Below are 13,391 nucleotides of genomic sequence, written 5' to 3' on the forward strand. Positions count from 1 at the left end.
AGGCGGCATGCGGGAACGGCCCATGAGCGTGCGGCAGGAGCAGGCCGCTCTGAGCCGACGTCTGCGCGCCCAAGGCAAGGCCTGGGCGGAGATAGCAGCCGTCTTCGGTGAGCGTTACCGCGTCAATTCCCGGGTGGCGATGCGCCTGGCGCACGGGATGAGCCAGAAGGCGGTGGCCGACGCCTGGTGCGAGCGCTGGCCGAACGACCCCAAGACCTTGAAGAAGATCTCGCTGTGGGAGCAGTGGCCCGCCGACAGCGGCCATCAGCCCTCCCTCACCGTGCTGGGCCGACTGTCCGAAATTTATCGGTGCAGCGTCGCCGACCTGCTGACCGACCAAGCCGACCACCGTCACCTCGACCAGATGCACCCTGAACGAGAGGTCGCCGGGACTCCACAGGAGGGCGCTGTTGTGGAGCCGCTGGGTACCGTGGAAATCGGCTCTGCTCCCGACCCTTGGGACGACGACATGAAACGGCGCGTCGCACTCCAACTCCTGGCCGCGCTCGGCGCGGGGGCAACCGTCCCGCCGGGCACCATCGAGACGGTCCTCGGAGGCATCGAGGATGCGCTCGGCAATCCAGTAGACCTGGACGAGTGGGAAAGCGTCGTGCACGAGTACGGACAGGCGCTGATCACCCGCCCCGCTGGCGCGCTGATCGCCGACCTGACCTTCGACATCGCCGCCGTCGGCGCCCTGCTCCAGCGAAACCCGACCGGACACGAACGAGCCGGGCTGATGCGCGTCAGTGCCGGGCTGTCCGGACTGCTGGCGATCGACCTGGGCGACGTCGGCAACAAGCGCGCCGCGCGGATCTCATGGGCCACCGCCAAGCGAGCGGCCGATGCCTCCGGGGACGATGATCTGCGGGTGTGGGTGCGCGGACGAGCTGCTGAGGACGCGTGCTGGGCAGCTCGCCCGACCGGGGTGATCGGCGACCTGACCGGCGAGGCGATCAACATCGCCGGACAAACACAGTCTGCGGGGCTGGCCCGCGCCCACGCCGCGCGCGCCTACGCCGCGGCCATCGCGGGAGAAGCCCTCCAGGCCCAGGCGTCGCTCACCGATCTCATGCGAACGTTCGATCATCTACCGCAAGGCGCACAGCAGTCGGTCCTGACCTTCGGGAGGGCTCAACTCGGGTGGGCCGAAGCCTATGTCCGCACCGTCACAGGCGATGACCGTGCTCAGGAGACCGTGGCCCAAACCATCAGCCTCTACCCACCGAACGCGCGTGGGCCGATCTCGAACCTCCGCTTGATGGAAGCGTCCGCGCTGGTCCAGGCGCGAGAAGTCGAGACCGGCCTCCAACATGCCATCACCACCATCCAGGAAGCTCCGGATGCCACGACCGCTGGCAGAACCATCCTCGCCAGGCAGATCCTGCACGCGCTCCCCAGCAGTTCCCGTACCCTTCCAGCCGCGCGAGAACTACGGGAACTGACTGTGGCCACCTGATCGACAGGCCGCCTAGATCCCCACGGTCAGCGGCGGACGAGCGAGTCGTCGCGGGCTCGGCCGGTACCGGGTGAATCAGCAGGCGTCAGCATGGTCGAAGTGCCCACCCTTCGCCTGCTCGATTAGGTGGCGGAACGCGGCCAGGCTCACAGCCAGGTTCGGGCCGGTGGGTTTCTTGCTGTCCCGGATACCGATCGCGTCGGCCGCCCCCGCGACCTCCACGCAGTTCGCGGTGATCGTGTCGCTGCGGGTGCTCTTACGCCAACGAACGGCGGATGGATTCACGTTGGCCTCCTCAGTTCGGCGGCTCCGCCGTCACCGTACGCGGCGCCCCGACCAGCGCCCGACCTGTGGACCGTGCGGACGTTCAAACGGGCCAAGTCCCCGGCCTTCACCTGCCGCACCAAGCCCCCGGAACACATCGCGGTTCACGGCCAGGTTCCGCTCTGGGAGTTCTTGCTGTCGCGAACGCCGATGTTGCCGTCCAGGTTGGCAACTTCCACGCAGCTCTCGCGGCGCATGTTGCTGTCGGACGACTTGCTCCACTCGGTCATCGGTAGATCTCTATGGCGTGTTCGACCAAGCGCGCCTGTTGGCCGCGCATGGGTTTGGCGTCCACTACGGGCTAGGCAGCACTGTCCAGTTCAGCAGATCGGAGATGTGTGGGGACTTTCGCTTGTCGACGACAGTGGTCAAGATTCCAGATAGCCCTCGGACTGCATTCGCTGTCGTCGCAACTGATCGGCAAGGAGCACGTGCTCGATCGGCGGAGGGTCACCCGGCCGGTAGATAGACTCCGGCGCACTCCAGGCGGCATCCCGTCGGCTCGGTAGCATGAGCGCTCCGAGAAGGGCTGCGGGCCATCCGATCAGGGTCGGGCCAGCGATAATGTTGAGAGCTATGACGAGGCCGAGCCTTTCGACCCGTCGGGCCACGGCGATGATGCTGGGCAGCAGGAAGAACGCCACCACGAAAAGGATCATCGCCACCAGAAGCAGGCCGCGCATCGGTTCGCTCATGACGGTCTGTTCTCCTTAGGTGGTGGGGCCAGAGCCTGGTCGTGATCGCCTGGTCTGCTCAGGCGTGGTCTGGCTGGCGGGTGCTCGTCCCTTGCTGCCGTACTTGGTGGTATGAGCGACGGCGTGTTGGGGGGTGTGGGGGTATTCCTCGGTCACCATGGCTGCGGCGCTGGAGGCGCGGGCGCGGGCGGCGTCCTGTTTGAGGGTTTCACGTTCGGACGCGCTCATGCGATGTGGTTGTTCGTTGACGTGGGTGGTTGCGGGGTTGTCGAAGGCGTCGCCGAGGTTGGTGGCCCTGTCTCGTGCGGCGGTGTCGGCGAGGGCGGTCTCGTAGTTGGCGCGGGCGGCTTCGAGGTTGACACCGCGGGTGTGGGCGTCCTCGGCAACGATGGTGGCGATGACGTCGGGTTCCAGGTTGGTGCGCTTCTCCAGCTCTGCTGTGAGTTCTGTCGGTGACCAGGGTTCACGGTTGGTCGCTTCAGCGCCGTCTTGGAGGCGGTTGATGATCTGTCGGCCCTGTTGTTCTGCGAGCCATCGCCGTACCTCCGCGTCGGTGAGGTCGTGAGCGGTCGCCGTCCATTGGACCGCGTTCGGGTCGGCTGGTGGGAGTGCGGCTCGGACGGGCCCAGGATCGCCGACGCGAATGTGGGGGTCTCGGCTGAAGAACGGAGCGGCGTACCACATTGCGCTGGCCGGCGGAAAGCCTTCGTGGCGCAGCCGGTCGTAGTGCATCATGCCGTGTGGGTGCAGGCCCCGGAGACGCTGTTCGCATCGGAGCATGGCTTCTGCGGCCAAGGGATCAGTGGGGGCATAGGGCACGGTTCCTGACCAGACCCTTGCGACCTGTAGAAGGTCCGCCCGGCTCATCCAGTCCGGGTCGAATGCGGGGGCCCAACGGCCCCGTCGAGCCGCCTCGGTGGCTCGACGTTCGGCCAGTCGGCGTGCTTCTTTGTTCGCCTTCCATCGTGCGGCGACCTGCTTGTATTCCTGGCCCGCTGCGAAGGCCAGCGACATCAGTTGGGTGGCCTGTTGAAGTGCGGCTGTCTGTGCTGCGGCGAGCGGATCGGGGAACTCGTTCACGGTGTCACCGTCCTGGAGGTCTTGGTTGCCGGTTGTGAGGTGGCCTGGTGCGGTGGGGTTCGTGTGCGTTGTGACCGGTGTCCCCGGCCGCGCGCCGGCGTCCCGCCGGACGGCTGACGTGACTTGGAGACAGCGTAGGAAAGTCGTCGGCGCCGACGCTAGTCGCCGGTTTGGCGGATGCGTTGCGGTAGGTCGCGCCGGAGGCGGACGCCACGAGTTCCCGCAGGCGGCTGCTCGTCTGCTGCGCCGCTGATGCCTGTGCTGGGCGGCGTTGGCGGGTGCGCAGTTCGGCGATGGTGCGGGACAACGAGGCCAGTTCGTCGGCCAGGAGCCAGAGTTGCTCAGGGGCGGAGATGGCAGGGCCGGCCCAGGCCAGCATTCGGGCGGCGGCCCGTAGGCCGCTGCCGACGCGCGTGGGAGGGGGAACTCGGCCGTAGGGCTCTGTGGCGGCGCGCTCGAAGTCGTCGGCGGCCTCGTGCAGGGCAGGCTCGTGGCAGACCTCCGCCAAGGTCCTGAGCAGGTCCGCCGCCGCGTGGACGGCGTCGGCGATCCAGTGATCGTCGCCGGTGTGTTCGGTGAGGAGTGCGACTGCGTCAGAGGCCGTCGTGAGCACGGCGGTCCATGCTGCCTGGTCGGATGCAGGTGTGGCAGGTGGTGGAGCCTGCGTTGTCGGTTTGTCGGCCCAAAAGGCGCGAAGTCTGGGAAGGCTGAGGTCTTCGGCCAGCTGCGTGCCGGCGATGAGGACTTGCCGGCCCTGAAGCTCCAGGTGGCCGGGCAGCCCGACGACGTAGCCCGAGGTGCCGTCGGTTGTGCCCAGTCGGGTCCACGTTCGTATGACCAGCCCTGCCTCACGCATTCGCTCGGTGAAGTCGGACTCGTCGCTCGACAGCCGGGCGGCCGCCCTGACTTGGGCTCTGAGCACGGCGGTGACGACCGATCGCCGTGGCTCCGGCAGGGGTGGGCCGACGATGCGTTGGGGGTCGTCGATGGCGTTCCATCGGCGGCGCAACTTGGGCAGGGTGGTCCCGGCGGCGAAGCAGCGTCCGCCGTACCAGACGGGATCTCCGGTTCGGTCGGTGTTCTCGGGCAGCGCCACCGCGTACCCGATGGGCTGCCCGGAGTCGTCGTTACGCGTGCGGACGAGCGTGCCCGCCCCGCGCAGGCGGGCGAAGAACGCCTCCAGTGTGCCTGCGGCGGCGGCAGCGACGGCGACTCTGCGCGCCAGAGTTTGCCGTGCCGTCTCCTCCCATCCCATCCGTGCGGCCTTCTCCACCTCTGCCCGTGTCGGGCTGCGGGCCGCCGAACGATCTCCGGGGGCGCCTGGGTGAAGGCGGTGCCGCAGCTCCAAGTCCCGCCGGACCGCCTGCATCCTGTAGCGGAGGTTGTTGACGTCCAGTCCGCGGCCGTCTTGCCGGGCGAGCGTCGCCATCAGGTGAATATGGTCATCGGCGTGCCGGACGGCGATCCAGCGGACCGCTTCCTCCTCCTGTCCGTAGGGGGCCAATCCGGTGGAGTCCATGATCCGGTGTGCGATGTCCGCCCACTGATCGTCGGTGAGGGACGGATCGTCGGGGGCGAGGCGGATCACCACGTGGAATACGGGCTGAGGATTCGTCCCCGCGCCGAGCGCGTCTGCCGGCTGCGCCAGCAGCCCGATCAGGTAGCGGAAGTTCCGATCCCCCTCGGCGGTCAGGGGTGGCTCCAGGTCCGTCGGATGCCGGAATCCGGCGATCAGGTGCGGATCGGTGTGTTCGTTGGCCCTCCCCGGCCCGTACAGGTAGTACAGCAGCCCGGCGATGTCGGATCCGCGTTCCAACTCCCGGATGATCATGGAAGGTTCCGTCTCACTTGTTCCGCGGCAAGGTCGATCCTCCGTACTGCTCTGGCGCATTCCTCGGCGTGCAGACGGACTCCGTGCGGTGCGCGTCCTTCCGTCTCCGCCGTTCGGATCGCACGCTCCAGTCCGAGGCGGATGCGATGGGCCGCTCCGGATGCGTGGATGAGGGCCCGAAGGGCCTCGCGGACTGTGGAGGGGACCGGAGCGGATTCATTCCGCGCCGCCGCCAATGCGGCATCCGCCGCGTACGCCGCCGGGGCCAGTCCGTTCCGCTCTGCAGCGGCGGTGAGGTCTTGGTACTCGGTGTCGCTCAGCGTCAGTTTCACGAAACGAGTGCGCCGTGAAGCGCGTCGTGACCGACGGCGCAGACCAGACTGGCTCAGCGGCGAACCACTGTCGCCGATGTTCATAGGATTTCCCTGTTCGGCGCCGTGGAGAGGTTCACCCGCAAGCGCGCGAAGAGTTACCAGTTTGGACCCGCAGATATCTACTGTCCAGATATAGAGTAACTCTACCTACATCTTGCTACCGAGAGACCTTGCACGTTGCGTTGCATTAGGTCTACATACAGCAAGGTCGGAGGGCGCGTCTCGGCAGAGCGTGCGCAGGACGTTTCACCACTCGTTCTCGCTCTCCGACCAGGTCGAGGTGGCTTCGTGGAGCCGATGATGGTCCTTCCTCGGCGAGGGTCTGGGGACGATCAACGCAGGGCGCCACGCCGTTGCCCTGCTGCGCGGGGCGGGGATGCTCACGTTCACCGGCCCGTCCGGAACGACGTGTGGGGCCTGGTGCTCCGCTCGCAGGCGGTCCTGCGCCAGGCGTTGATCGGCCGCGCTCTGCGGCCTCGGCGCGGAGCGCAGCGGGCGCGGCGAGGCCCGGCCACCGGACCGAGGTCCGCGGCCGGGGTGAATGCCTGGCGAGGCCGACGGCCGCAAAGGGGAGGACGACCCGATGCGTGCAGCGGGTGGACCGTTGCGGCCATCGGCCCCGACAAGGCAGGCTCGGCACGCCAGGACCTCGGTCCGGTGGCCGGGGCGCGCCGCGCTCGCCTCGCGGCATCGGTGCCATGCGTCGGCGGTGCGGTTCTCACACCTGCGACGGTGCGGCTGGGGGCGGGTCAGACCAGGAGGTTGAGCGCCGAGAAGATTCCGACGGCGAAGATCATGGCCCGCAGTAGACGGCGCGGCATCCGCTGGGCAATGACCGCTCCGGCCCAGCCGCCCAGCAGCGCACCTACGCCAATGCACGCCGCGGGCACCCAGAGCACGTGGCCGGCGAGCACGAAGAAGGTGACGGCGGTTCCGTTGATGCAAGTTCCGGCCCACATTTTCAGTGCCTGGATGCCATGTAGCGACACGTGAGGCATGACCACTTTCAGCATGGCGAACAGCAGCACGCCAATGCCCGCAGCAAAGAAGCCGCCGTAGACGGCGCATATGAGTGTTCCGCCGATGAGCGGGACTCTGGGTGCGCAGCGTTCCCGGCGTCCTTCTGCGCCGGGAATTCTCTCTTGTTCCGCGGCTTGTGCGTGAGAGGCGCTCGTCGGAGTCGTGGCCGTGGTGGGCGCGGCGCCGGATCGACCCGACGGGATGAGCATGAGCAGGCATGCGATGAATATGCACACGGCGGCGATGGTAGAGAACGACCGGGCGGGGAGGATGAGCAGAGCGGCGGCCCCAACGGATGCGCCGTAGACGCCTACCAGGGTGATCAACGTAAGCAGGCGGCGATCATGCGGAAGGCGTCGACGATATCCGATGGCCCCGGATACGGAACCCGGCAGGACGCCGACGGCGTTGATGACGCTGGCCGTCACCGGGGGATACCCCATGGCCAAGAGGACGGAGAAGGTGACGAGGGTCCCGGCGCCGACGATCGTGTTGATGACGCCCGCGCCGGCCCCGGCGGCGAGAAGTACCGCTGCTTCGGCCCCTGTCACGATGATCGTCGCGCAGCTCGGGGCGGAGCGGCGGCCCGGTGTTCTGCACGCGAACTCTTGTCGTTGGCCTGCCCGATCGGCTGATGCGGAACGTCGAATGTCGCCATCGAGACCGCGATCTCATGCGGAGTGATGACCGACAGGGTCCAAGAGCAGGCCGGTGGGGCTGCGGCGCTCATCGCGGGGCGGGCGCCGATCGGGTGGGGGGCCGATCTGCTGAAGGCGGCGATGATCGAGGCGATGCTGAACATCACCATTGCGGTGATGAGGACCTTGTGGCGGCCGGGCCCGTCTGCGCGGTTCTCCGCCACCGGCGGCGGGCGGAAGAAGGCCGGGGTGCAGACGTCGGGATCCGCTGAATGTGATCGGCGTTCGCGCCGAGGTCGCGGGTGAGGGCGGCGGTCACCACGGTGAAGGTCGCGTTGTCGACACCGACCTCCGTCATGCTCCGGCAAGACTTCGTCGGTGTGAGGTAGCGGCGTCGATGCCGGGAGGTCACGTGTGCCCGGGCCCTGGTCGGTCGTCGCGCCGAAGGTTGGGGCGTGCCTCATCATGCGGCGGCGGTGGTGTCGTCGTCGAGCGCTCGGTCGGCGGTCCATGGCTGAACGACGGTGGCCAGGGTGAGCCATCGTCGGCTGATGTGCATGAGGTGGACTTGCCGGGAGGGCGGGCGCAGTGGTGATCCTTGGCGTCTGTAGGCGTTGAGTGCCGCCACCTCGAAGTCGTCGCAGGAGAGTTTTTCCAGCCAGGATTCCCAGACCCGGCCTCCGTGACCGGCTCCGCGAGCCGGGACCAGCGGTGGCCGCCGTTGGCCGCCGGGAGGTCTGATCCCTTCGACTCGCCCGCCGTGGACCTTGTTGTCGTGGTTGCCGTGTCGGTGCATCCTCGTCCGCCCTTTCATCGACGGGACCGCACGGGGTGTCGGCGGGCCGGCGTCCCTGGCGAGCACCCCCTGGGCATACTCAGAGATTGCTTGTAGATGTTTATATGCCAGTTGAAGCTCGTTGACTACGCTTGTGGCATCTTGCGAAGTGATCGCGGCGCTTCTACGGTGGTTGCGCGGCAACGACGAGGAGACCGGGCGCGGGTTCGCACCCCGATGGCGTGCAGGTACCGAGGCGCGTGGCCGGGTCGGCGCGGCGGCGCTGACGCCGCCCGCGTCGGCCGCCGTGACCGATGTCCTGATCGAAAGGTTCTGCATGGACGTCACCGACATCGCCTACGCCGAGTTCTACGCGGCCCGCAGCACCGGCGAGTCCGTATGCGCGTACTTCACCACGCGGTTGGGGTTCGATCGCGCCGCCGAGCATTCCCATTCCGACAGGGATCGGGTGTACGTGCGGGCTGGTGAGGCCAACGTCGTGGTCACCACTCCCCGGGCGGAGGGAGGGCCGGTGGCCCGGTGGGTCGATCACCACGGCTGCGGCATCGCCGACTTGGCGTTGTACACCGAGGACTTGAACGCATCGCTCAAGCGCGCGCGGGAGGCCGGGCTGCGGGCGATCCATCCTCCGCACGAAGTGCGCGGCGCCACGATGGCCACGATCACCGGCGTCGGGTCGTTGCTGCATACGCTCATCCAGCCGGCGGGCGGGCAGAGGCCCGCGGCTCCGCCGCCGTTCCGTGTGCCCGCGCAAGCGCCTCGGGTGACACCGTTTCGTCTCATCGATCACCTCGCCGTGTGCGTACCGGCAGGAGAACTCGCTGGGGCCGCCGAAGTCTATGAGCGACTCTTGGGGGCAAGGGAGTTGTCTCGCGAGTACGTCCGCGTCGGTGACACGGGCATGAGTTCGCGTGTTCTGCGCACTTCCGGCGGCGGCGTCACGCTCGTCCTGGCCGAACCCGGCCGTGATCGGGCCAAGGGGCAGGTCGACGACTTCCTGGCGGCTCATGGCGGAGCGGGCGCACAGCACATGGCGCTGCTCACCGACGACATCGTCCACGCCGTCAGCGATCTGACGGATCGCGGTGCCGGCTTCGTGCCCGCGCCCGCCGCCTACTACGACCATGCGGCCGCCAGACTGGGGAACGATCCTCGCGCGGTGTCCCGCCTGGCGGCCATGCGTCACACAGGCGTCCTGGCGGCCGCTGATCACGGGGGACTGCTCATGCAGATCTTCACCACCAACGCCCCCGACCCCGTCGGGCCCTTCTTTCTCGAACTGATCGAACGCATGGACGGGGCGGTGGGCTTCGGCACCGAGAATGCCGAGGCGCTGTTCGCCGCCCGTGAGGCCGCATCCGGCGAACTCATCGCATAGGTGGCGGCACATGCATCGGTTCGCGTGCGTACGGGATTATGAAGAAGCGGCACGGGGCCGCCTCAGACCCGACGTGTGGGATTTTATGGCCGGTGGGGCCGGGGAGGAGATCACCCTTCGCGACAACACTGCGGCCTTCGGGCGTGTACGGGTATGGCCTCGCGTTCTGACCGGAGTCGGTCATGTCGACACCACGGTCGAACTCCTCGGACAGGTTTGGAGCGCCCCGATCGGGATCGCTCCCATGGCATTGCACGAGATGTGCCATTCGGATGCCGAGATCGCGACAGTTCGCGCGGCGACGGCCGTGGGTTTGCCTACCGTTTTGAGCGCGTTCTCCAGCGTTGCGGTGGAAGACGTCACAGCAGCCTCACCGCACGCGAACGTGTGGCAGCAGGTGTACATCTTCAAGGACCGTCAGGTGACGGCCTCAATGGCTGAGCGGGCTGTCGTGAGCGGGGTTCGGGCTCTCGTGGTCACGGTGGACTCTCCGTGGATGGGCAGGAGGCATCGCGACATTCGGGACGGCTTCCGATTTCCCGACGGCCTGAGGTCCGCGAATCTGTCTGCGTCGTTGTCGCAGTGGGCGGATATCTCCGATCCCGTTCTGCACAGCCGTTCGGCCATGGACCCTTCGTTGACGTGGACTGATGTGGAATGGCTGGCGGGGCTGACAGGACTTCCGCTTGTCGTCAAAGGGATTTTGGCGCCCGATGACGCCGAACGTGCGCTGGAGGCCGGTGCGGACGCCATCATCGTGTCCAACCATGGGGCCCGCCAGTTGGATCGGACGACGGCGGCGCTCGACGCGCTCCCCGATGTCGCCGCGGTGGCTCGCGCGGGGGGAGTGCCCGTGCTGTTGGACGGAGGGGTTCGCAGCGGCACGGACGTGTTGATCGCGATGGCGTTGGGCGCCGCGGCCGTGCTCGTGGGCCGCCCGGTCCTGTACGGGCTGGCGGTGGCCGGCGAGGCCGGTGTGCACGGCGTGTTGACATTGCTGGTGGATGAGTTGCGTGACGCGATGGGGTTGACCGGGTGCTCGGTGACGCCTCAGGTCGGTCCCGAGTTGATCGCGCCCGCAGGTCTCTTCCACCCCGCCGCGCGGCCGGGAGGAGCGCCGGGTTCGAGCGCAGTCGCGGCGGAGCAGGTGGCCGCGGTGCGGTTCGCCAAGCACGCGCAGGTCCGGGGCTCTGAGCGCACGGCACTCGGTCTGCGGCTCAAGCAGCGTTACGTCGAGGGGGCCAGCATCAGGAGACTGGCGGAGGACCTCGGACGCTCGTACGGTTTCACCCGCAATCTCTTGGCCGAGGCGGGCACGGCATTCCGGGGTCCTGGTATACGAGGCAAGGTGGCGACTGACGATTCGGGTTCCGTGCCGTTGCGGGACTCGGCGTGAGCATATCCGCGATGCGCTGCCGACCGAGGATGGCGAGGGCGACAGCCACACTCTAGCAGTTCAATGGATCGTTGCAATTTCAGATTAACATGGGCGGGTGATCGTCCGCCGGTGCTCGGTCCTTCTTTTCGGACGCACCGAACTTGATGGCGAAAGCGAATCAGGACGACTTCGGGTCAGCCTGCGGTGTCATTCTGATCGCTGATGACTCCGATCTGCACGGCCGACGAGAGCGCCTCGACGAACCGGTCCGCGTCCTGCCGGTTGGGAAGTTTCCCGAGGACGACGGTGGTGTCGTCGGCGAGCAGCATGCGGACTTCGGTCACCTCGTCGGCGGTCTCGGCGATTTGAAGACCGCGGCCGAGCGGTTCTGAGGGCGGCGTCGGTGACGCCGTTGCCAGGGCCGCAATGCAAGCCGGATAGTGGAAGAGCCACCGACCCGACCCCCCGGCCGCCGTCCGCAGCGCTGGGATCGTCCCGGCCTGCGCCATCTTACGGATGGCCGGCGCCCCTAGTCCCCACTTATTGGCGAGTTCGTCTGCGGTGAGCACATCGGGGTCCCGCGTCAGGTCCCGCTTCGGCGGCTCGTGATCATCTGCCGTCATGTACCACTCCCGGTGATCTTCATTCAACCAGCACCAGACATCGTGCCTTACCCGGGTGCGCGCAACAACACCCAACCGCCACCAAGCGAGCATCCTAGGTGCGACGGCAGGGGTTCAAGGCAGGTAGACATCCTCGTCGCCGCGCAAGGTGATCTTGGCCTCCTTCGGCGGGCGGCGGATCGACACCGGCAGCGGCTACTTTCCGTTTCCCCTTCGTCACCATTTCCTGCGGATTCATCGGAAGAGGAACTGTCGAAGGGGCCGGCGTCGGATGGATCACTCCGCAGCGCCCGGTATCGGATTCGTCGCCCTGGTGGCGTCTCGATCGGGGCGGCCCCCGCAGGTGCGGCCACGCCCGAGAAAGACCCACCGCACGGATCGATCAGGCCACGACACCACGAGGCATTGCGTCACGGGCAATTCGGTGTGTTGGGTGCCCGCACTGCCGCACGGGCGGAGGACGTCCTCAGAAGCGACGACGTCCGGTGGCGTCCCAGGACGTTCCCCCGGGCGGCGAGGGGCGGTGCGGCGTCCGCGCGGGTTCAAGGGCGACCCACGCCCCGTTCCTGTGACTCGCTCACCGCCCGGTTGCGGCAGCGGCGGGCGGCTGTGCACGGTGAGGGTGACGCGGCCGCTGCTGCGGGCCCAAGGGCTCGAGTTGCGCGGACGGTGGTCAAGGGTCGGCGTAGCCGATCGCGTCAGCGAGGCCGAAGGCACCCTTGACGACGTCCGCGCAGCTCTTATCCTGACCGGCCGCGCCGGGGACGCCAGGCGAAGCCTGGCCTCGGCCCTCCTTTCGGGACGGTCGGTCGCGTTGGCCGTGCGACGTTGCCGGACGTCAAGGCCGGAACGCGAAGGCGGCGTGACAGGAGTATGGGGACGGGCTCAAGTGGTGGGCGACGTTCGGATGACGCTCGGTGAGCAGAACGGCGGGAGCGGCTTGCGCGTGGGTGGTGGGCGGCCGAGCGAGCCTGCGCATGCGGAGTGGCAGAGCTTCGTCGGCTCGAGGCCGAGCCGGGCCCGCCGACCGCGTCGATGAGTTTCTTGCCGTTGCTGGGCCATGTGGTGGCCGGCCCGACGTTCCGCTGCCTGTCGCGGCTGCTGGCCCACGAGGAGAGCGTGTTGAACGACTTGGCGGTGAACGTCCGTGTGGGCGCGACCCGTTCGGGTACTGCGGGACGAAGATCCAGTTCTGCATCCATGAACCGCCCGGGCCGCCCTCGTGGACGCAGTGCCCGGCGGTGATGACGAGTTGCTTGGACGGGCTGTTGAGCGCGCTCGCCGAGCAGACGAAGTCACCGCCGCTCGGCTTGGTGAAGAACACCTTGCCGGCGACGGACGACTCGTAGAGGGACGCCCTGGCATCGCCGTCGAGTGCGGCCTTGGCGGGCGGTGTGAAGCCGGGCTTCCCGGTCGGCGCCGTGGTGGCCGGCCGCGCTCCGGCCGCAGCTCTCGGTATGGGGGCGGGACGGGCGGCCTTCATCCGCGCGGCCGTCCAGTAGGCCTCGACCTTCTTCGCGGCGGCGGCGTTCACCGGACTCCCGCCAGAGGAGCGCCGTGCCCGTGATGGTCGATGTCGTGTTGTTAGTTACCGGGTCGGCCTTGGCGGCGGGCGCCAACGCCGCGGCGAGCAGCCCCGCCACGATGACCGTCGCCGTCATCCGGAGCTGTCTCCGCCACCAGTTGTTCTTCATCACGGCTGCGACGCTCGCAGGGCACAGTGGATGATTTCCGTCGGTTCCGGCCACGGCTGACGCAACACCGCGGCCACCGTGTCCGGCCGACCCGGTACGGC

At 68.0% G+C, this 13,391-nt stretch carries 11 protein-coding genes; 4 read left to right on the forward strand and 7 right to left on the reverse strand.

From position 1 onward, the window contains the following. The first annotated feature begins 22 nt into the window (after window positions 1-22). Window positions 23-1,459: an XRE family transcriptional regulator gene (locus DFJ69_RS29600; RefSeq protein WP_245974631.1), complete on the forward strand. Its 1,437-nt coding sequence runs from the start codon at window positions 23-25 to the stop codon at window positions 1,457-1,459. A gap of 75 nt (window positions 1,460-1,534) precedes the next feature. Here DFJ69_RS29600 and DFJ69_RS29605 read toward each other — a convergent pair whose 3' ends face one another. From DFJ69_RS29605 to DFJ69_RS29630, 6 genes are all read right to left on the reverse strand, one after another. Beyond that, a complete protein-coding gene (locus tag DFJ69_RS29605; protein WP_116025630.1) occupies window positions 1,535-1,744 on the reverse strand; it encodes a DUF397 domain-containing protein in 210 nt (69 codons plus the stop codon). Between the two features lie 143 nt (window positions 1,745-1,887). After that, a complete protein-coding gene (locus DFJ69_RS29610) occupies window positions 1,888-2,013 on the reverse strand; it encodes a DUF397 domain-containing protein (protein ID WP_116025631.1) in 126 nt (41 codons plus the stop codon). Window positions 2,014-2,151: 138 nt separating this feature from the next. Beyond that, a complete protein-coding gene (locus DFJ69_RS29615; protein ID WP_116025632.1) occupies window positions 2,152-2,478 on the reverse strand; it encodes a superinfection immunity protein in 327 nt (108 codons plus the stop codon). A gap of 15 nt (window positions 2,479-2,493) precedes the next feature. Further along, the gene (locus DFJ69_RS33925; RefSeq protein ID WP_147312474.1) at window positions 2,494-3,558 is read right to left on the reverse strand and encodes a hypothetical protein; all 1,065 of its coding nucleotides are present in this window, start codon (window positions 3,556-3,558) and stop codon (window positions 2,494-2,496) included. A 4-nt stretch (window positions 3,559-3,562) separates the two neighbouring features. Continuing rightward, window positions 3,563-5,449 carry a relaxase/mobilization nuclease domain-containing protein gene (locus tag DFJ69_RS29625; RefSeq protein ID WP_170177841.1) on the reverse strand — a complete coding sequence of 629 codons (1,887 nt, stop codon included), beginning with the start codon at window positions 5,447-5,449 and terminating at the stop codon, window positions 3,563-3,565. A gap of 1,063 nt (window positions 5,450-6,512) precedes the next feature. After that, window positions 6,513-7,334: a sulfite exporter TauE/SafE family protein gene (locus tag DFJ69_RS29630; RefSeq protein ID WP_170177842.1), complete on the reverse strand. Its 822-nt coding sequence runs from the start codon at window positions 7,332-7,334 to the stop codon at window positions 6,513-6,515. A gap of 132 nt (window positions 7,335-7,466) precedes the next feature. On the opposite strand from DFJ69_RS29630, the gene DFJ69_RS29635 reads away from it, so the two are divergent. From DFJ69_RS29635 to DFJ69_RS29645, 3 genes are all read left to right on the forward strand, one after another. Continuing rightward, window positions 7,467-7,727 carry a hypothetical protein gene (locus DFJ69_RS29635; protein WP_116025636.1) on the forward strand — a complete coding sequence of 87 codons (261 nt, stop codon included), beginning with the start codon at window positions 7,467-7,469 and terminating at the stop codon, window positions 7,725-7,727. A 662-nt stretch (window positions 7,728-8,389) separates the two neighbouring features. Beyond that, window positions 8,390-9,595: a VOC family protein gene (locus DFJ69_RS29640; protein WP_147312475.1), complete on the forward strand. Its 1,206-nt coding sequence runs from the start codon at window positions 8,390-8,392 to the stop codon at window positions 9,593-9,595. A gap of 10 nt (window positions 9,596-9,605) precedes the next feature. Beyond that, on the forward strand, window positions 9,606-10,991 hold the full coding sequence (locus DFJ69_RS29645) for an alpha-hydroxy-acid oxidizing protein (protein ID WP_116025638.1): 1,386 nt from the start codon (window positions 9,606-9,608) through the stop codon (window positions 10,989-10,991). 176 nt (window positions 10,992-11,167) lie between these two features. Here DFJ69_RS29645 and DFJ69_RS29650 read toward each other — a convergent pair whose 3' ends face one another. After that, a complete protein-coding gene (locus DFJ69_RS29650) occupies window positions 11,168-11,596 on the reverse strand; it encodes a helix-turn-helix domain-containing protein (RefSeq protein WP_116025639.1) in 429 nt (142 codons plus the stop codon). Window positions 11,597-13,391 lie beyond the last annotated feature (1,795 nt).

The sequence above is a fragment of the Thermomonospora umbrina genome (genome assembly GCF_003386555.1).
In the GTDB taxonomy this organism is placed as follows: Bacteria; Actinomycetota; Actinomycetes; order Streptosporangiales; family Streptosporangiaceae; genus Thermomonospora; species Thermomonospora umbrina.

What these genes read in the sequence shown, in the direction of transcription:
- DFJ69_RS29625 (WP_170177841.1), bottom strand. Translation starts at nt 5,449, where the DNA reads ATGCGCCAGAGCAGTACGGAGGATCGACCTTGCCGCGGAACAAGTGAG.
- DFJ69_RS29610 (WP_116025631.1), bottom strand. Translation starts at nt 2,013, where the DNA reads ATGACCGAGTGGAGCAAGTCGTCCGACAGCAACATGCGCCGCGAGAGC.
- DFJ69_RS29615 (WP_116025632.1), bottom strand. Translation starts at nt 2,478, where the DNA reads ATGAGCGAACCGATGCGCGGCCTGCTTCTGGTGGCGATGATCCTTTTC.
- DFJ69_RS29635 (WP_116025636.1), top strand. Translation starts at nt 7,467, where the DNA reads ATGACCGACAGGGTCCAAGAGCAGGCCGGTGGGGCTGCGGCGCTCATC.
- DFJ69_RS29650 (WP_116025639.1), bottom strand. Translation starts at nt 11,596, where the DNA reads ATGACGGCAGATGATCACGAGCCGCCGAAGCGGGACCTGACGCGGGAC.
- DFJ69_RS29645 (WP_116025638.1), top strand. Translation starts at nt 9,606, where the DNA reads ATGCATCGGTTCGCGTGCGTACGGGATTATGAAGAAGCGGCACGGGGC.
- DFJ69_RS29600 (WP_245974631.1), top strand. Translation starts at nt 23, where the DNA reads ATGAGCGTGCGGCAGGAGCAGGCCGCTCTGAGCCGACGTCTGCGCGCC.